The organism is Sandarakinorhabdus sp. (assembly GCF_987265915.1).
In genome coordinates this window covers 682,950-699,719 of record NZ_OZ503948.1, presented here as the reverse complement: position 1 = coordinate 699,719, position 16,770 = coordinate 682,950, and the positions used below count along the sequence as shown (strand labels likewise).

Below are 16,770 nucleotides of genomic sequence, written 5' to 3'. Positions count from 1 at the left end.
CGGGCCCGGGTTCGGATCAGATCAGCGGTTCTGCCCGTTCCGGCGTGGCCCACAAATAGCCGGCACCGAAATAGGCGGTGATCTTTTCTTCTTCCAGCAAGGTCACCTGATCGGCGGACTTGGTGCGCGGCACGCTGGCAAACTGCGCGCCGGTGATGGCATCGCTGATCACGCCGCGGCGCGACACTTCGGCCATGGTGATCGGCAGCAGGATGGCGCCAGCGCCACCTTCCAGATCAACCTCCAGATAGCGCAGGCAGGATTCGGCCCGGTCCATCCACAGTTCCTTGACCGTGCCAGCCTTGCCGCCGTCCAGACCGAACACCGGCAGGCCGCGCGGATCGACATCATTGGCGTGCACCGAAACCGGGTGGCTGATCAGGCGGGTCGGCACGATGCGCGGATCACCGTGCATGTCCACATCGGGGCGATCGGCGCGTTGGGAAATCGACGCGGGGCCCAGGCCGGAGGTCAGCTTGTCGCCCACCACGTCCAGCGGCTCACCCGGCCAGGCGCGCGGCAGCACGTTGGTCGGCAGCGCGTCACGATCATTGGCGGTCGGCGTGGTGATTTCGCCCAGGCCATGCGGCAGCTTGAAGGTTTTCGGCGGCTTGAAGAACAAAGGCTCGGTGCCGCCATGCTCGGCGCCGGTCAGATCGTCTTCCACCGGATAGCCTTCGCGGCGATCTTCCCCGCGCAGATACCAGACGAGGCCCAGGAAAAAGAGGAAGAAAGCGAAAAACGTGAGTTCGGCGATATCCAGGCCACCCACCAGATGCACATTCGTCATGCGAGGCGTCTCCCCTCAGAAAAAACCAGCCCGATTGGCGCCAACCGGGCAGATGCAGCGCGAAACCCCAAGCCCCTATCCCACCGCGCCAGTGCGATATCAGGCGATTCCCGGCCCGCGCCATCACGTTGCGCAAGACCTAACACGTCAGGCGCCACCATGGGTAGTGCAGAACATGACGATATGGCAACGTCCCGCAGCATGTTGGCGCGAATATTGCCGGCGCGTTGCGGATAAGCCGCGGCGTTCGCGTCGGCCGCAGCCCGTGACCAGGGGCGCGGCCACGTCATCCCAGCAGCACTTCCTGGGCATGGCTGGTGTAAAACCCGCGGCTGACGCGCTGGTCCCGGCCAAGGCGCGCCTGCGGCACGCTGCGTGACAGCCGGGATTTCAGCAGATCATGCGCCACCGGAATGATGCTGGGCGAGCGATCGGATTTGGGGAAAAACTGCCCGACGGCGCGCGCGGTGCGCAGCAGGGGCGTGCCCGGTGCAAAGGTGAACAGCAGCGAATGCCGCGCCCGTTCCGCCAATCGCGCCGTCGCCGCCGCGATCTGGTCGCTTTCATAATGGATCAGCACGTCCATCGAGACGATATGATCGAATTCACCAAAGCTGGCATCGAGCATGTCGCCGGCGTGCAGGCTGATCTTGCCGGCCACATCCGCCGGCAGCCGCTCCTTGCCGATCTCGATCAGTTGCGGCGACACATCGATGCCGACCACCTCTGCCCCGCGCCGCGCCGCTTCGATCGCCAGCATGCCGGTACCGCAGCCGGCATCGAGGATGCGCCGCCCGTACAGATCCTGCGGCAGCCAATCCAGCAAGGTATTGCGCATCTGTTCGCGGCCAGCCCGCACCGTGGCGCGAATCTTCGAAACCGGCGCATCGCTGGTCATCGCCGCCCAGGCATCAAGCGCCGTGCGATCGAAATACTGCTCCAGCCGGGCGCGCTTGGCTTCCCAGCCCGCAGCCTGCTTGGGCAGATGGGCGTTCATGGCTGCTGGCCTGTCACTCGAAACCGAGGAAATCGAAAATCTCGCGGTCCTTCATCGGCTTGGCCAAATTGGGTTCCACCCCGGCCCACAGCAAGGCCGCCAGACGCTTGTATTCATTCTGCGCCGCCAGGATTTCCGGCGTCTCGTCCATTTCGAAAATCGTGCATTTCTTCAGGCGCGACCGGCGGATGGCATCCAGATCGGGCAGATGCGCCAGGCGGTTGATGCCGGTGGCGCCGCAGAAGCGGTCGATCTCGTCGGTATTGGCCGAGCGATTGGCGATGCAGCCGGCCAGCCGCACTTCGTAATTCTTCGACTTGGCGGCGATGGCGGCCATGATGCGGTTCATCGCGAAGATCGAATCGAAATCATTGGCGGTCACCACGATGGCGCGCTCGGCATGTTGCAGCGGCGCGGCAAAGCCGCCGCACACGACATCGCCCAGCACGTCGAAGATCACCACGTCGGTGTCTTCCAGCAGGTGATGTTGCTTCAGCAGTTTCACCGTCTGGCCAACGACATAGCCGCCGCAACCGGTGCCAGCCGGCGGGCCGCCGGCTTCGACGCACATCACGCCGTTATAGCCTTCGAACATATAATCTTCGGGCCGCAATTCCTCGTGGTGGAAATCATGCTGTTCCAGCACGTCGATCACGGTGGGCATCAGTTTCTTGGTCAACGTGAAGGTGCTGTCGTGCTTGGGGTCGCAGCCGATCTGCAGCACGCGCTGCCCCAGCAGCGAGAAGGCCGCCGACAGGTTGGACGAGGTCGTCGATTTGCCGATGCCGCCCTTGCCATAGACGGCGAACACCTTGGCGCCCTCGATCTTCTGGCTCGGATCGAGCGCGACCTGCACGCTGCCCTCCCCGTCACCAGGTCCCAGTTTGCGCGTCTTGTCGATGATCAGCGTCATGTCTTCATCCTTCTCACGCGGCCAGGGAACCGGCAGGTGCCACACCTTCAAGCTGGTCTTCGATGGCGTCGGTGGCGGCATAGAGCGCGGCCAGCGTTTCCGCATCGGGTTGCCAGTATTTGCGGTCCGCCGCTTCGATCAGCCGGTTGGCAATCTTGGCGGCAGCGCGCGGATTCATTTCGGCAATGCGGGCGCGCATCTCGTCGTCGAGAACATAGGTCTCGCTGATGCGGCTGTATACCCAGGGATCGACCTGGCCGGTGGTGGCCGACCAGCCCATGGTGGTGGTGACCGCCGCTTCGACCTGGCGCACGCCTTCATAGCCATATTTCAGCTGCGCTTCGATCCACACCGGATTGAGCGTGCGGGTGCGGGTTTCCAGCGCCACCTGTTCCTGCAAGCTGCGCACCTTGCCGCTGCCTTGCGTCTGGTCGCCAATGTAAACCGGCGCCGATTCGCCGCCCTTGGCGCGCGTCACCGCGCGGCTGATGCCGCCCAGCGTATCGACATATTGATCGATGGTGGTGATGCCGAGTTCGACGCTTTCCAGATTCTGATAGGCGCAATCCACCGTCTTCAGCGCGCTGGCCAGCAGGCCGGGCTGGCGCTTGGGCTTGCCATCGACGCCGTAAGCATAACCCTTCTGCTTTTCATAGACGTCGGCGAGTTCATTGGGATCGGTCCAGCCGGCCGAATCGATCAGCAGGTTGACGTTGGCGCCATAGGCGCCTTCGGCGTTGGAATAGACGCGCAAGCTGGCCGTCGCCATGTCGCAGCCATGCTCTTCGAGATAGGCGAGGCTGTGCTTGCGGATGAAGTTCAGGTGGCCCGGCTCGTCGGCTTCGGAGGCGAGCAGCGCCGCTTCGGCCAGCATCTTGGTCTGCAACGGCAGCAGATCGCGGAACACACCCGACATCGTCACCAGCACATCGATGCGCGGGCGCCCGAGTTGTTCAAGCGGAATCAGCTCCGCCCCCGCCAGCCGGTTGTAGCTGTCAAACCGCGGCTTGGCGCCCATCAGCGCCATCACCTGCGCCACCTGCGCGCCTTCGCTCTTCAGATTGTCTGTGCCCCACAGCACGACGGCGACGGTTTCCGGCAGCTTGCCGGCATCTTCCAGCGCGCGGTCCAGGATGCGCTGCGCCTGCGCCGTGCCATCCTTGCAGGCATAGGCCGACGGCAGCCGGAACGGATCGAAGCCATGGATGTTGCGCCCGGTCGGCAGGATTTCCGGATCGCGCAGGATATCACCGCCGGCCACCGGCGGCACATAACGGCCATCCAGCGCGCGGATCAGCCCGTTCATCTCGTGATTGACCGACAGCGCCGTGTTCAGATTGACCAGTTCGCGCAACACCGGCGTGTTGGGCACGATGCGGCCGTGAATCAGCTTTTCCACCGTATCGCGGTCGATGATTTCACCGCGGGCCTGAGCGCTGGCCAGAAGCATGTCGATGCGGGCGTCTTCGCTCTCGGCGTCGCCGAACACGTGCAGGCCCTGCGGAATCAGTTCCTGCTCGATCTCATAGAGCCTGGCGGCCAGCTTCGACACGTCGCTGCCATCAAGGTCCATCGCGGCAGCTTGTTCGGCGATGATTTCCTCAAGGCCCGGCAGTTCGGGGCTGCCCGGCTCGGTCGAGCGCCAGCGATCGACACTGGCCTTGATGTCCGAAAGCCCCTTGTACAGGCCGGAATTGGTCAAGGCCGGGGTGAGATAAGATACCAATGTCGCGCCCGACCGGCGCTTGGCCAGCACACCTTCGGATGGGTTGTTGGCGGCATAAAGATAGATGTTCGGCAGATCCTGGATGATGCGTTCCGGCCAGCAGCTCATCGTCATCCCGGTCTGCTTGCCGGGCATGAATTCCAGGCTGCCGTGCGTGCCCCAATGGATCACCGCATGCGCGCCGAAGTCATTGCGAATCCAGCGGTAGAACGCCATGAACGCGTGCGTCGGCGCAAAACGGCCATCAAACAACAGGCGCATCGGATCGGATTCATAGCCGTTGGCCGGCTGGATGCCGACGAACATGTTGCCGAACTGCGCGCCGGTGATCAGCACGTTGCGGCCATCGGATTGGAACTTGCCCGGCGCCGGGCCCCATTCCTTTTCGATCTCGGCCAGATAAGGCTCGGTCGCCACGATGGTTTCGGCCGGCACGAAGGCATGCACATTGGCTTCCTGGCCATATTGCATCGCATTGCCATTGATCACCCGGCGGCGCACGTCGTCGGACGTGGCCGGCACCTCCACATCATAGCCTTCGGCTTTCAGCCGGATCAGCGTGCGGTGCAGCGAATCGAACACCGCGAGGAACTGTGCGGTGCCCGCCGCGCCGCCATTGGGCGGAAAGTTGAACAGCACCACCGCCAGCTTGCGATCCTTGTTGGCGGCGCGGCGCAATTGCACCAGCTTGACCATCTTGTCGGCCAGCGCCTCGGCGCGTTCCGGGCAGGATTGCATGGCGCGCACGCCATCGGAGGCCGGCCAGGTGCAGGCCCGCGAACAGCCGGTGCAGGCTTCACCACCCGCATCGCTGCGGCCACCGAACACCATCGGCTGGGTGCCGCCATCCAATTCCGGAATGGCGATCATGATGGTGGCTTCCAGCGGCAACAGGCCCTGGCGGTTGGCGCCCCATTGCTGCAGCGTCTGGAATTCGACCGGGTGGGCCGAGATATAGGGCCGGTCCAGCTTGGTCAGGATCGCTTCAGCCGATTTGGCATCGCTGTAGGCCGGGCCGCCGACCAGGCTGAAGCCGGTCAGGTTGATCACCGCGTCAACGGTGGCCTGGCCATCCTTCATCATCAGCGTTTCGATGGCCGGGCGCTGGTCGAGCCCGCCAGCAAAGGCCGGGATGACATTCAGGCCACGGGCTTCGAGCGCGCGGATCACGCCATCATAATGATTGGCATCCTTGCCGAGCACATAGGACCGCAGCATCAGCACACCGACGGTGCCGACGGCATCCTTGCGGTGCGGCAGGTCTGCCAGATTCTCCGACATGCGCTTGGCAAGATCAGGGTGATAGACGCCGACTTCCGGATATTCCTGCGGCGCTTCCACCTTGGCCTTGCCGCGCAGGCCCTTGCGTGGGCCGGCGGCATAACGATCAACCAGCGCCGAAATCATCTGGAAGGCGTTGTCGTCGCTGCCGGCCAGCCAATATTGCAGGGTGAGGAAATAGGCGCGCACATCCTGCGCGGTGCCGGGCACGAACTTCAGCAGCTTGGGCAGACGGCGAAGCACCGCCAACTGCGCCGCGCCGCTGTTGGGTGCGCCATCCTTGGACGTGCCGCGCAATTTCTTCAGCCAGCCCAGCGGGCCCTTGGGCGGCGCATCCATGCGATAATCGCCCATCCGCGTCATCTTCACGACGTCAGATTGGCTCATCAGGCAGACCATCGCGTCGCAATCCTCGCGGCGTGCGGTCAGCGCATCCTTGATCATGCGGATCTGTTCATCGAGGAACAACATGGTGACGACAACGATATCGGCACGGGCAATGTCGGCGCGCGTCGCATCCAGCATGCCCGGCTTGTCCCAATCCGCCGCCGCGTGGAACCCGATCGACACCGGCAGGCCGGATTTCTGGAAGCGCAGCCGCGCCCGATCGATCGCGCCCGACAGGTGATTATCCAGCGTGACGATCACGACATGGCAATGATCGGGCCGGTCCTGCTTCGATGGCGGGGTGTCAGCGCGCATAATGGGATTTTGCCTCGTACAGCGTATCGCGGGTGATCGTCGTCACGCCATGCTCGGCGGCATAGCGTTCGGTGTTGCGGCGGGCCTTGCCACGCACGAAAAACGGGATCTTGCCGAGTTCGGCAAGGGCTTCATTGGTCCAGCCGCCGGGTTCGGCGGGGGCGGGTTCGGTGGAGGCTTCTGCGGTGGGCGCTTCGGCGACGGCTGCTTGCAGGGCGTTCCCCACTCCCGGCCCTTCCCCTGAAGGGGAGGGGGGATGTGGGGCATGGCCCAGATGGCTGGCGCCGGCAGCATCCGAAAATTCGAAATCGTCGCGGAACATGGTGAGCAGATGCTCTTCCAGCCCCATCACCAGCGGGTGCACCCAGGTGTCGAACAGCACATTGGCGCCTTCGAAACCCATTTGCGGGCTGTGGCGGGCCGGGAAATCCTGCACATGCACCGGCGCCGAAATCACCGCGCAGGGCAGCCGCAGCCGCTTGGCAATATGCCGCTCCATCTGCGTGCCGAGCACCAGTTCCGGCGAGGCCGCCGCAATGGCATCTTCGACCAGCAGATAATCATCGGTGATTAGCGGTTCGACCCCATATTTCTCGGCCGCGGTCCGCACTTCCCGGGCGAATTCGCGGTTGTAACAACCCAGGCCGACGACCTTGAAGCCCAGTTCCTCCGATGCCACGCGCGCCGCTGCGACGGCATGGGTGCCGTCGCCGAAGATGAAGACGCGCTTGCCGGTGAGATAGGTCGAATCGATCGATCGTGACCACCAACCGAGCCGGCCCTGATCAAGATCGGCCGGCACCGCGATACCGGCGGCCGCACAGACTTCGGCCACGAATTCGCGCGTCGCATTGAGGCCGATCGGCACGGTGCGCACGGTTTTCTGCCGGAAGGTGCGCTCCAGCCAGCTGCACGCCTGCGCGGCTATTTCGGGATAGAGGCAGATGTTGAAATCCGCCTCACCGATGCGGACGATATCGGCCGGCGTTGCCCCCAGCGGCGCCACCAGCCGCACATCGATGCCGAGGTCGCCGAGCAGCCGGGTTATTTCGGCCACATCATCGCGATGGCGGAAGCCCAGTGCCGTCGGACCCAGGATGTTGGCCAGCGGCCGGCGTGCACCGTCCGGGCCAACTGCGGCCGGCGGCTTCAGCGTCTTGTCGGCCAGGCCGCGCACGATCTGGTAGAAGGTTTCGGACGCGCCCCAATTTTCCTTGCGGCTGTAGCTGGGCAGTTCCAGCGGAATGATCGGGCAATCGAGGCCCATGGTGGCGGCCAGCCCGGCCGGATCATCCTGGATCAGTTCGGCCGTGCAACTGGCGCCCACGATCATCGCTTGCGGCTTGAACCGGTCATAGGCCTCGCGCGCGGCCGATTTGAACAATTCGGCGGTGTCGCTGCCCAGATCGCGGGCCTGGAAGGTCGTGTAAGTCACTGGCGGGCGATGGTCGCGCCGCTCGATCATGGTGAACAGCAGATCGGCATAAGTGTCGCCCTGCGGCGCGTGCAGCACATAATGCAACTGTTTCATGCCGGTGGCCACCCGCATCGCCCCGACATGCGGCGGGCCTTCATAGGTCCAGACGGTCAGCTGCATGGCCTAGACTCGCAACAGATCGCGGCGGTGGAGCGGGCGGGCGAACAATTCGGCCAGATCGCCGGCCTGATCATAGCCATGGATGGGCGAGAACACGAGTTCGATGGCCCATTTCGTCGTCAGGCCCTCGCGCTCCAGCGGGTTGGCGAGACCCAGCCCGCAGACGGTGAGATCGGGCCGGCTGGCGCGCACGCGATCGAGCTGCTTTTCGACATCCTGGCCTTCGGAAATGCGCGTGCCGGGCGGCAGCGCCGCCAGCTCGTCGATCAGATGGCCCTTGTGCAGATAGGGCGTGCCGACCTCGACCAGTTCCATGCCAAGCTCGCCGGCCAGGAAGCGCGCCAGCGGCACCTCCAGCTGGCTGTCGGGCATGAAGAAGATGCGGCGGCCGGCCAGCCGTTCCCGGTACAGCGCCAGCCCCTTGCGGGCGCGTTCACGCGGACCGGCGATCACCTGCTGAAAGCGCGCGTCCGGCACGGCAAAGGCCTGCGCCGCGGCATGCAGCCAAGCCGTGGTGCCTTCGGCGCCGAACGGGAACAGCGCCGGCAGATGCACGCCGCCGCGTTTGTCGAGCGCGACGCCGGTATCGGCGAGGAACGGCTGCGCCAGCAGATAGCGTGTGTTCGGCCCCACCGCCGGCATCGACCCGGCGCGCCGCGCCGGCAACGACACGACCTTGGGAATGCCCAGATCGACGAGCAGCCGCGTCAGCTGATCCTCGACGATATCGGGCAGGCTGCCGACGATCATCAGTTGGCTGTCATCGGTGAAGGGCAGATCGGGCACCAGCGCCGCCAGGCAGGCATCTTCGCCTTGCGTGAAGGTGGTTTCGATGCCGCTGCCGCTGTAATTCAGCACATGCACCTGCGGCATGAACCGCGTGTTCAGCCGCTGCGCCGCGCGGGACAGATCGAGCTTGATGACTTCCGACGGGCAGGAGCCGACGAGGAACAGCATGCGGATATCCGGCCGCCGCGCCAACAGGCGGGTGACGACCCGGTCCAGTTCCTCATTGGCATCGGCGAGGCCGGCAAGGTCTTTCTCTTCGATGATGGCAGTGCCGAAGCGCGGTTCAGCAAAAACCATCACGCCAGCCGCCGATTGCAGCAGGTGGGCACAGGTGCGACTGCCGACCACCAGGAAAAACGCATCCTGAATCTTGCGGTGCAGCCAGATGATGCCGGTCAGCCCGCAGAACACCTCACGCTGGCCGCGTTCGCGCAGGATGCCATCCACCCCCACCGGCGGGGCATCACAGCCCGGAACAGGCCCCGCTACGCTCATGCGGCCTGCGCAATCGTGAACGACGAGTCTGCCGCCAGAACGGCGGTATCGGACTGGCTGGCCGCCGGGGCCGACAGCCTGGCCTGCCGCAATTTCCAGATGAACTGCGCCGCATTGATTACATAGGCCAGATAGCCGGCGAGCGCGGTTGCAAACAACACGCCATCATCGGCGATGCCAGTGAACAGGCCGAACAGATAGAGCGAATGCAGCACGATGACGAGCATCGAGAACACGTCTTCCCAGAAGAAGCTTTCGTGGAACAGATATTGGCCAAAGACGACCTTTTCCCAGATCGCACCGGTGATCATGATCGTATAAAGCGCCATCGTCTTGATGACGACCGACCACACCGCCCATTCATAATTGCGACCGGTGTTCAGATAATCCAGCACCAGATAGAGGCTGACCCCGAAAATCAGGAATTGCACCGGCGCCAGCAGGCCCTGCACCAGAGTCCATTTGCTGCTGTCACGCCGCACCCGTTCTTCGGGCGTGTACAACGGACGTGCTGCCGATGCCGACCCCAACGATGACGATGCCGATGACAAGCCTTCAACCCCTCAAGCCCCAAGCACAAAACCCTATCACCGGGCCTTTGCCTGTCAACCGCGATTGCGGCCCTGGTGTCACGCCGGCATGTCAACCGGCGCTGTCAACCCGGTCTGACACAAGGGCTCGATCCGAAAACACATTACACCACGGTAATGGCGTCTTGTCAGCCCCCGAAATTGCCGAAACCGGCGCGAAACAGCCGGTTGCCTCGCGCCGCGGCCTGACATAGCCTGTGGCAGCATGTCGCGAGTGCAGCGTCTTGCCCGGCCCTGCCGTGGCAGACGCACAGGCACACCGGCAGGCACGTTCGGATCGGCCACAACGCTGGCCAATCCGGAACGGCAATAGGGATTGGAATGAAAAGGGCCGGGGTGAGGCGGCGATGGATGCCTTGAATCTGACCAGAATCAACAATTTGCTGGATGGCGATACCGGCTGCCTGGCCACGATGGTTGCCAGCCGCCCCGACAATGCGCTGGCGGCGCTGCTGGCCGCGGCCGATCTGCTGCTGCTGATCGAACCGGGCGGCCGCATCGAGGAAGTGCATGTCGGCAGCGGCGATATCGGCCAGGACGATGTCGCGGACTGGACCGGGCAATATTGGGCTGAAACCGCGCTGGCGGGCAGCCAGGATCAGATCACCGCGCTGCTGGCCGATGCGGCGATTCCGGCCTGGCACGATGTCAACCACGGCAACGGCACCCAGGGCGGCGATGCGGCCGAACTGCCGCTGAAATGGATGACGCTGCCGCTGCCCGATGGCCGCCGGCTGGCCATCGCCCGCGACCGCCGCGCCGCTGCCACGCTGGAACAGCAACTGGCCCGCGCCCAGCAGCTGAACGAGCGCGATGCGATGCGCCTGCGCCAGCTCGAAACGCGCCAGCGCCTGTTGTTCGACACCGCTGCCGAGCCGATCTTCGTCATTGACGCCACCAACCGCCGCGTGCTGGAAGCGAACGCCGCCGCGCGCCGTGCCACCGGCCTGTCGGCCAGTGCGCTGATCGGCCATGGCTTTGCCGCGCTGGTGCATCCCAATGATCACGACAGCACGCTGGCCGCACTCGGCGCCCTCACTGCCACCGATCAGCCGCACCCGGTGCGGCTGCGGCTGGCCGATGGCGCGGCCTGGTCGCTCAATGCCACGCTGTTCCGCCAGGATCGGGATGCACGGCTGCTGTTGCGGTTGAGCCCGCTGGCAGCGGCCTTGCACAGCGCCGACGAATATCTGGCCGATGGCCTCGAACGCCTGCCCGACGCCTTCGTGTTGACCAACGACCGCTTTGATATCGTCGCCGGCAATGGCGCCTTTCTCGATCTGGTCGGGATGGCGCGGCACCATGATCTGGTCGGGCAGCCGATTGGGCGCTTCGTCGGGCGGCCGGGGCTTGATCTGGGCGTGCTGCTCGCCGCCTTGCGCGAACATGGCCTGGTGCGTGGCTTCACCACGCTGGTGCGTCCCGGCCATGCCGATCCGGCCGCCAGCGATGGCGAAGCCGTGGAAGTGTCCGCCGTGTCGTCGGGCCATGCCGGTGCCCGCCACCATGGCTTTGCCATCCGACTGGCGCCGCGGCCGGCGGCGGTGCCGGGCCAGACCGCGCTGTCGATGGCGCAATTGACCGAACTGGTCGGCCGCGTGCCGTTGAAGGAGATCGTCCGCGAATCGACCGATCTCATCGAACGGCTGTGCATCGAAGCGGCCTTGACCTATTCCGAAGACAACCGCGCCTCGGCGGCCGAAATCCTCGGCCTGTCGCGGCAGAGCCTCTATTCGAAATTGCACCGCCACGGCCTCGGCAATCTGGGCGAAGGCAGCGCCGAAATCGAATAATCGCGGTCGCAGTGGCATTTGGCGGCGGCCAAATGTGTCAAGCAGCGTTGACGCCTTTCCTGTCTGCCGACTAGTTTGCGGGCATGGAACATGTTCCCCTGCCTTTGGCCGCAGAGCCGCGAAGCGTCCCGCGTCCGCGGGACGTGCTGGAACTGCTGAAGCCGGTCACCTGGTTCCCGCCGATGTGGGCGTTCATGTGCGGCGTGGTGTCGTCGGGCGTGCCGCTGAGCGATCGCTGGGTGCTGCTGGTCGCCGGCATGATGCTGGCCGGCCCCTTGGTGTGCGGCAACAGCCAGGCGATCAACGACTGGTTTGATCGGCATGTCGATGCGATCAACGAACCGCAGCGGCCGATCCCGTCGGGGCGCATCCCCGGCCGCTGGGGCCTGGGCATCGCCATTGCCGGCACGTTGCTTTCGCTGGTCGTCGGATTCCTGCTGGGGCCGGTGGTGGGCTGGGCCACGGTGGTCGGCCTGATCATGTCGTGGAGCTATTCGGCGCCGCCGCTGCGCTTCAAGGCCGAAGGCTGGCTGGGGCCGCTGGTCTGCGCTGCGGCCTATGAAGGCGTCACCTGGTTCACTGGCGCGGCCGTGATGGCCGGCGGCGTGCCCGATGCCCGTATCATCTGGATATTGTGCATGTATGCGCTGGGCGCGCACGGCATCATGGTGCTGAATGATTTCAAGGCGGTGAAGGGTGATGCCCAATCCGGCGTCAATTCGCTGCCCGTGCAGATCGGTGAGCGCAACGCCGCCGAAATCGCCTGCTGGACGATGGCGCTGCCGCAGGTGGTGGTGATCATCCTGCTGGCGCGCTGGGGGCTGCACTGGCCATCGGCGATGGTGGCGTTCAGCCTGACGATGCAGGTGGTGCTGATGCAGCGCGTGCTGGCCGCACCGGCCGCCAATGCCCCCTTCTACAACGCCACCGGCACCACGCTTTATGTGCTCGGCATGCTCACATCGGCCTTCGGGCTGTCGGTGATCGTATGAGCGGTGATCGTATGAGCGCGCCGCCGAATCTCGGCTGGGCCGGCATTGCGCGGTTGGGGCTGGTGCAAAGCGCGCTTGGCGCAATTGTCATGCTGGCCTCGTCGCTACTCAACCGTATCATGGTGGTGGAATATGGCGCCGCCGCCGCGCTGCCGGCCGGGCTGGTGGCCTTTCATTACGGCGTGCAACTCTCCCGCCCGAAATGGGGCCATGGCTCAGACGCCGGCTGGCGGCGCACGCCGTGGATCATCGGCGGCATGGCCATGCTGGGCAGCGGCGGCCTGTTGGCGACCTTTGCCACCACTTTGCTCGACGGGGCGTTCTGGCCAGTGCTGGCTGCGCTGGTGCTGGCCTATGCGATGATCGGCATCGGCGTCGGCGCGGCCGGCACCTCGCTGCTGGCGCTGCTCGCCAGCCGCACCGCTGAGGCGCGGCGCCCGGCGGCGGCCAGCCTGACCTGGATCATGATGATTGTCGGCATTGTGATATCCGCCGGCGTGGCGGGCTCGCTGCTCGATCCTTATTCGCCCGCCCGGCTGTTCAATGTCGCAGCCGGCGTGGTCGGCGTGGCCTTCACCCTCACCTGCATCGCGGTGTGGGGTGTTGAAGGCGCACCGCAGGTCGAAGCCAAGCGCGAAGCCGCCCCGTTTGGCGAGGCGCTGCGCGGCATCTGGCACGATCCACTGACCCGCCTGTTCAGCATTTTCGTGTTTTTCTCGATGCTCGCCTATTCGATGCAGGATCTGATCCTCGAACCCTTCGCGGGGCTGGTGTTCGGCCTGACGCCAGGCCAATCGACCAGCCTGTCGGGCGTGCAGCACCAGGGCGTGCTGGCCGGCATGATCCTGGTCGGCGTGGGCGGCCATGCCTTTGGTGGCAAGGCCGGCCTGAAACTGAAGCGCTGGATCGTGCTGGGCTGTATCGCGTCGGCCGCGGCGCTGGCGTTGCTGGCGCTGGCGGCGCGGGCCGGTCCGGGCTGGCCGCTCGCCATCAACGTGGCGGCGCTGGGCTTTGCCAACGGCATGTTTGCCGTCGCCGCCATCGGTTCGATGCTGGAACTCGCCGGGCGCGGCGGGCCTGGCCATGAAGGCATTCGCATGGGCCTGTGGGGCGCGGCGCAGGCTTCGGCATTCGGGCTGGGCGGATTTGCCGGCGCCATTGCGGTCGATGGCTTGCGCGCCATTGTCAGCGAAACGGCCGTTGCATTTGAGCTTGTATTTGCCGCCGAAGCCGTGCTGTTTCTGGGGGCAGCGATGATCGCATTGCGATTGAACGACAGCATGGGCGCAGCGGCGCGCCCGGCACAGCGGGAGGCATTGGCATGACCGAACAATTCGACATGGTGGTGGTTGGCGGCGGGCCTTCGGGTGCCACTGCGGCCAATGATCTGGCGCTGAAGGGCTTCAAGGTGATGCTGCTCGATCGCATGGGCCGCATCAAGCCGTGCGGCGGCGCGGTGCCGCCGCGCCTGCTGAAGGACTTTGACGTGCCGCTCGATCTGCTGTGCACCACCGCCAACAGTGCCCGCATGATCAGCCCGCAGGATCGCAAGGTGGACATGCCGGTGGGCGAAGGCGGCTGGGTCGGCATGGTCGATCGCGATGTGTTCGATGAATGGCTTCGGACACGCGCCGCGAAGAACGGCGCCGATCGCCGCGACGGCAGCTTCGAAGCGCTGGAGCGGGACAGTGACGGCACCGCCATCGTCGCCTACCGGCCCAAGGGTGCGCCGCGCGGCTCCGATCCCATCAAGGTGCGCACCAAGATGCTGATCGGCTGCGATGGCTGCAATTCGGCGGTCGCCCGCGCCGCGCTGCCGGAAGAGAAATTGCCGTTCGTCGCCGCCTATCACGAAGTCGTCGAAAGCCCGCCGCCGGGCTTCCGCGGTTTCGAAGGCGATCGCTGCGATGTGTTCTACCAGGGCAAGCACAGCCCGGATTTCTATGCCTGGGTGTTCCCGCATGGTGACAAGACCAGCATCGGCACCGGCAGCGCCGTGCAGGGCTTTGAACTGCGCAAGGCGGTGACCAAGCTGCGCGAAGAGCTGGGCATGGGCGAAGACACCTGCAAGACCGTGCGCGTCGAAGGCGCACCCATCCCGCTGCGTCCGCGCAAGAAGTGGGACAATGGCAAGGACGTGGTGGTGGCCGGCGACGCTGCTGGTTGCGTCGCCCCGGCCAGCGGCGAAGGCATTTTCTATGCGATGACCGCCGGGCGCGAAGCCGCTGCTGCTGCTGCCGAAGCCGTGAAGTCCGGTGATCCTGCCAAGCTGGCGCTGGCCCGCAAGCGCTTCCTGAAGGCACACGGCACGGTGTTCCGCGTGCTCGGCATCATGCAATGGTGGTGGTATCGCAGCGACACGATGCGCGAGAAATTCGTCAAGTTGTGCATGGACAAGGATATCCAGCAGCTGACCTGGGAAGCTTATATGAACAAGGAACTGGCGCGCAAGAAGCCGCTGGCCCATGTGAAGATCTTCCTGAAGGACAGCGTGCAGCTGATCACCGGCATCTTGTCGGGCGGCGGCGTCAAGGAAGGCAATACCGCCGGCAAACGCGGCGCCCAGGCCTGAGCATATCAGGCGCCGCCGCGTGAGGGAGGGCTGAGACAAGATGGCCCGATTGTCCGAACATGCTGCGGCGCGCTGGGTGCTGCCCGGCGCGGTCGCGGCGGTGGCGGCCAGCTTCACCGCTGCGGTGGGGGCCACCATTACCGATATCGGCCCCTGGTATCAGGCGCTGGCACAGCCGGAATGGGCGCCGCCCACCTGGCTGTTCGGCCCGGCCTGGACCATCATCTTCATGCTGTGCACCTTTTCCGGCACCACGGCCTGGCTGGCCGCGCGCAGCACCACCGCGTTTGAAGCCATCATCGGGCTGTTCGCCCTGAACGGCTTTCTCAACCTGTTGTGGAGCTTTCTGTTCTTCCGCCTGCACCGGCCGGATTATGCCGCGCTGGAAGTCGGCATCCTGTGGAGCAGCATCGCCGCGCTGATCGTCGTCCTTTGGCGCATTTCCCGCCCGGCCGCCGTATTGCTGCTGCCCTATCTCGCCTGGGTCAGCTTTGCGGCGATCCTGAACCGGGCGATCGTGGAGTTGAACGGGCCGTTTTGACCAACCCTTTGGAGACAGACAATGCCGAAGCAAATTGCCGTTGTGGCGGGGCTGGTGGCCGTCGTGCTTGGCTGTCTGGTGGTGTTCAATGTCCTGTGAATGCAATCGATCAGGATTGCTACGCATCTGATTTCGCCGGCTGATCTGGCCTTTTGTTCCCGGCGGATGCCTGCCCGTTGGTGATCGCGCCGCTGCCAGCCGTGGTGGGCGGCGGGCGAATCGGCATCAGCGCCTGCCCCGGCGCCAATATGCCCGGCGCTGCCAGCCGAGACCTCGCGACCGTTCTTGACCATATTGCTGCCTGGGGCGCTGTGGCCGTGCTCACGCTGGTTCGGCCGCGCGAACGCGAACGCCTTGGCGTCGCCGATCTGGGCGAGGCCGTCTGCCAGCGCGGCATGATTTGGCATCATCTGCCCATTCACGACATCGATAGGCCGCGCGCTGCCTTCGAAGCCGGCTGGCAGAGCGTGGGGGCCGGTTACGCTCTGGTCTTCAGATAGGCGATCACATCCGCCCGGTCCTGCGGCTTTTTCAGGCCACCAAAGGCCATCTTGGTACCGGGCAGGAATTTCTGCGGCGCTTCCAGATATTTGTAGAGCACATCCTCGGTCCAGGTGACGCCGCTGTCCTTGTTGGCCTTGCTGTAATTGAAGCCGGCAATCCGGCCCGATGTGCGGCCGACAACGGCCCACAGCGATGGGCCGATGCGGTTCTTGCCTTGCTCGGCGACATGGCAGGTCTTGCATTGGCCGAACACCGCCTCCCCCTTGGCGGCATCACCGGTGAGCGAGGCGTAGCTTATCGCGGCAGGTGAAGCGGCCGGCGTGACGTCAGCGGGAATGGGTTCGGGCGGCGCTTCGCTCACAACGGCCTCGGTCACCGTGGTGGCGGGCGTTTCGGCGGATTTGTCCGCGCCACCGCAAGCAGCGGTCATCACGGCGGCGAGCAGGGCGGCAACTGGCAGGGCACGCATCGAAAATTCCCTTCGGCAA

At 65.0% G+C, this 16,770-nt stretch carries 14 protein-coding genes; 6 read left to right on the top strand and 8 right to left on the bottom strand.

The genetic code is table 11. The annotated features are described in order from the left end of the window. Window positions 1–16: 16 nt before the first annotated feature. The 7 genes from puhA to bchF all read right to left on the bottom strand — a co-directional run bounded on the left by puhA (window position 17) and on the right by bchF (window position 9,793). The gene (puhA, locus tag AC6UUM_RS03410) at window positions 17–790 is read right to left on the bottom strand and encodes a photosynthetic reaction center subunit H (RefSeq protein WP_500803950.1); all 774 of its coding nucleotides are present in this window, start codon (window positions 788–790) and stop codon (window positions 17–19) included. A gap of 286 nt (window positions 791–1,076) precedes the next feature. Then, on the bottom strand, window positions 1,077–1,787 hold the full coding sequence (gene bchM / locus AC6UUM_RS03405; protein WP_500803949.1) for a magnesium protoporphyrin IX methyltransferase: 711 nt from the start codon (window positions 1,785–1,787) through the stop codon (window positions 1,077–1,079). Between the two features lie 13 nt (window positions 1,788–1,800). Beyond that, the gene (gene bchL / locus AC6UUM_RS03400; RefSeq protein ID WP_500803948.1) at window positions 1,801–2,700 is read right to left on the bottom strand and encodes a ferredoxin:protochlorophyllide reductase (ATP-dependent) iron-sulfur ATP-binding protein; all 900 of its coding nucleotides are present in this window, start codon (window positions 2,698–2,700) and stop codon (window positions 1,801–1,803) included. Between the two features lie 13 nt (window positions 2,701–2,713). After that, the gene (locus AC6UUM_RS03395) at window positions 2,714–6,409 is read right to left on the bottom strand and encodes a magnesium chelatase subunit H (protein ID WP_500803947.1); all 3,696 of its coding nucleotides are present in this window, start codon (window positions 6,407–6,409) and stop codon (window positions 2,714–2,716) included. Then, window positions 6,399–8,006, bottom strand: a complete 1,608-nt coding sequence (gene bchB / locus AC6UUM_RS03390) for a ferredoxin:protochlorophyllide reductase (ATP-dependent) subunit B (protein ID WP_500803946.1) — start codon at window positions 8,004–8,006, stop codon at window positions 6,399–6,401. Before bchB ends, AC6UUM_RS03395 begins: the two co-directional genes overlap by 11 nt. 3 nt (window positions 8,007–8,009) lie before the next feature. Next, entirely contained in the window at window positions 8,010–9,290 is a 1,281-nt protein-coding gene (locus AC6UUM_RS03385; protein WP_500803945.1) for a ferredoxin:protochlorophyllide reductase (ATP-dependent) subunit N, read from the bottom strand. After that, a complete protein-coding gene (bchF, locus tag AC6UUM_RS03380; protein ID WP_500803944.1) occupies window positions 9,287–9,793 on the bottom strand; it encodes a 2-vinyl bacteriochlorophyllide hydratase in 507 nt (168 codons plus the stop codon). Before bchF ends, AC6UUM_RS03385 begins: the two co-directional genes overlap by 4 nt. A gap of 443 nt (window positions 9,794–10,236) precedes the next feature. On the opposite strand from bchF, the gene ppsR reads away from it, so the two are divergent. The 6 genes from ppsR (at window position 10,237) to AC6UUM_RS03350 (ending at window position 16,278) form a co-directional block, all read left to right on the top strand. Beyond that, window positions 10,237–11,673 (top strand): transcriptional regulator PpsR, encoded by a 1,437-nt coding sequence (ppsR, locus tag AC6UUM_RS03375; RefSeq protein ID WP_500803943.1) that lies wholly within the window; start codon window positions 10,237–10,239, stop codon window positions 11,671–11,673. 83 nt (window positions 11,674–11,756) lie between these two features. Continuing rightward, window positions 11,757–12,665 carry a chlorophyll synthase ChlG gene (gene chlG, locus AC6UUM_RS03370; RefSeq protein WP_500803942.1) on the top strand — a complete coding sequence of 303 codons (909 nt, stop codon included), beginning with the start codon at window positions 11,757–11,759 and terminating at the stop codon, window positions 12,663–12,665. Beyond that, window positions 12,662–13,990: a BCD family MFS transporter gene (locus AC6UUM_RS03365; protein ID WP_500803941.1), complete on the top strand. Its 1,329-nt coding sequence runs from the start codon at window positions 12,662–12,664 to the stop codon at window positions 13,988–13,990. Before chlG ends, AC6UUM_RS03365 begins: the two co-directional genes overlap by 4 nt. Then, window positions 13,987–15,237 carry a geranylgeranyl diphosphate reductase gene (locus AC6UUM_RS03360; RefSeq protein ID WP_500803940.1) on the top strand — a complete coding sequence of 417 codons (1,251 nt, stop codon included), beginning with the start codon at window positions 13,987–13,989 and terminating at the stop codon, window positions 15,235–15,237. The genes AC6UUM_RS03365 and AC6UUM_RS03360 overlap by 4 nt, the downstream gene beginning before the upstream one ends. A 40-nt stretch (window positions 15,238–15,277) precedes the next feature. Next, entirely contained in the window at window positions 15,278–15,778 is a 501-nt protein-coding gene (locus AC6UUM_RS03355; protein WP_500803939.1) for a TspO/MBR family protein, read from the top strand. A 176-nt stretch (window positions 15,779–15,954) separates the two neighbouring features. Next, window positions 15,955–16,278 (top strand): protein-tyrosine phosphatase family protein, encoded by a 324-nt coding sequence (locus tag AC6UUM_RS03350; protein ID WP_500803938.1) that lies wholly within the window; start codon window positions 15,955–15,957, stop codon window positions 16,276–16,278. On the opposite strand, the gene AC6UUM_RS03345 is transcribed toward AC6UUM_RS03350, so the two are convergent. Then, window positions 16,257–16,751, bottom strand: coding sequence for a c-type cytochrome (locus AC6UUM_RS03345; protein ID WP_500803937.1), 495 nt, complete (start codon window positions 16,749–16,751; stop codon window positions 16,257–16,259). The two genes, AC6UUM_RS03350 and AC6UUM_RS03345, sit on opposite strands and share 22 nt — an antisense overlap. Window positions 16,752–16,770 lie beyond the last annotated feature (19 nt).

Bases quoted from the DNA above. Each gene is read 5' to 3' on its own strand.
- AC6UUM_RS03355 (WP_500803939.1), top strand. From the start codon at position 15,278: ATGGCCCGATTGTCCGAACATGCTGCGGCGCGCTGGGTGCTGCCCGGC.
- bchB (WP_500803946.1), bottom strand. From the start codon at position 8,006: ATGCAGCTGACCGTCTGGACCTATGAAGGCCCGCCGCATGTCGGGGCG.
- AC6UUM_RS03345 (WP_500803937.1), bottom strand. From the start codon at position 16,751: ATGCGTGCCCTGCCAGTTGCCGCCCTGCTCGCCGCCGTGATGACCGCT.
- AC6UUM_RS03395 (WP_500803947.1), bottom strand. From the start codon at position 6,409: ATGCGCGCTGACACCCCGCCATCGAAGCAGGACCGGCCCGATCATTGC.
- bchM (WP_500803949.1), bottom strand. From the start codon at position 1,787: ATGAACGCCCATCTGCCCAAGCAGGCTGCGGGCTGGGAAGCCAAGCGC.
- bchL (WP_500803948.1), bottom strand. From the start codon at position 2,700: ATGACGCTGATCATCGACAAGACGCGCAAACTGGGACCTGGTGACGGG.
- AC6UUM_RS03360 (WP_500803940.1), top strand. From the start codon at position 13,987: ATGACCGAACAATTCGACATGGTGGTGGTTGGCGGCGGGCCTTCGGGT.
- chlG (WP_500803942.1), top strand. From the start codon at position 11,757: ATGGAACATGTTCCCCTGCCTTTGGCCGCAGAGCCGCGAAGCGTCCCG.
- puhA (WP_500803950.1), bottom strand. From the start codon at position 790: ATGACGAATGTGCATCTGGTGGGTGGCCTGGATATCGCCGAACTCACG.
- AC6UUM_RS03365 (WP_500803941.1), top strand. From the start codon at position 12,662: ATGAGCGGTGATCGTATGAGCGCGCCGCCGAATCTCGGCTGGGCCGGC.
- AC6UUM_RS03385 (WP_500803945.1), bottom strand. From the start codon at position 9,290: ATGAGCGTAGCGGGGCCTGTTCCGGGCTGTGATGCCCCGCCGGTGGGG.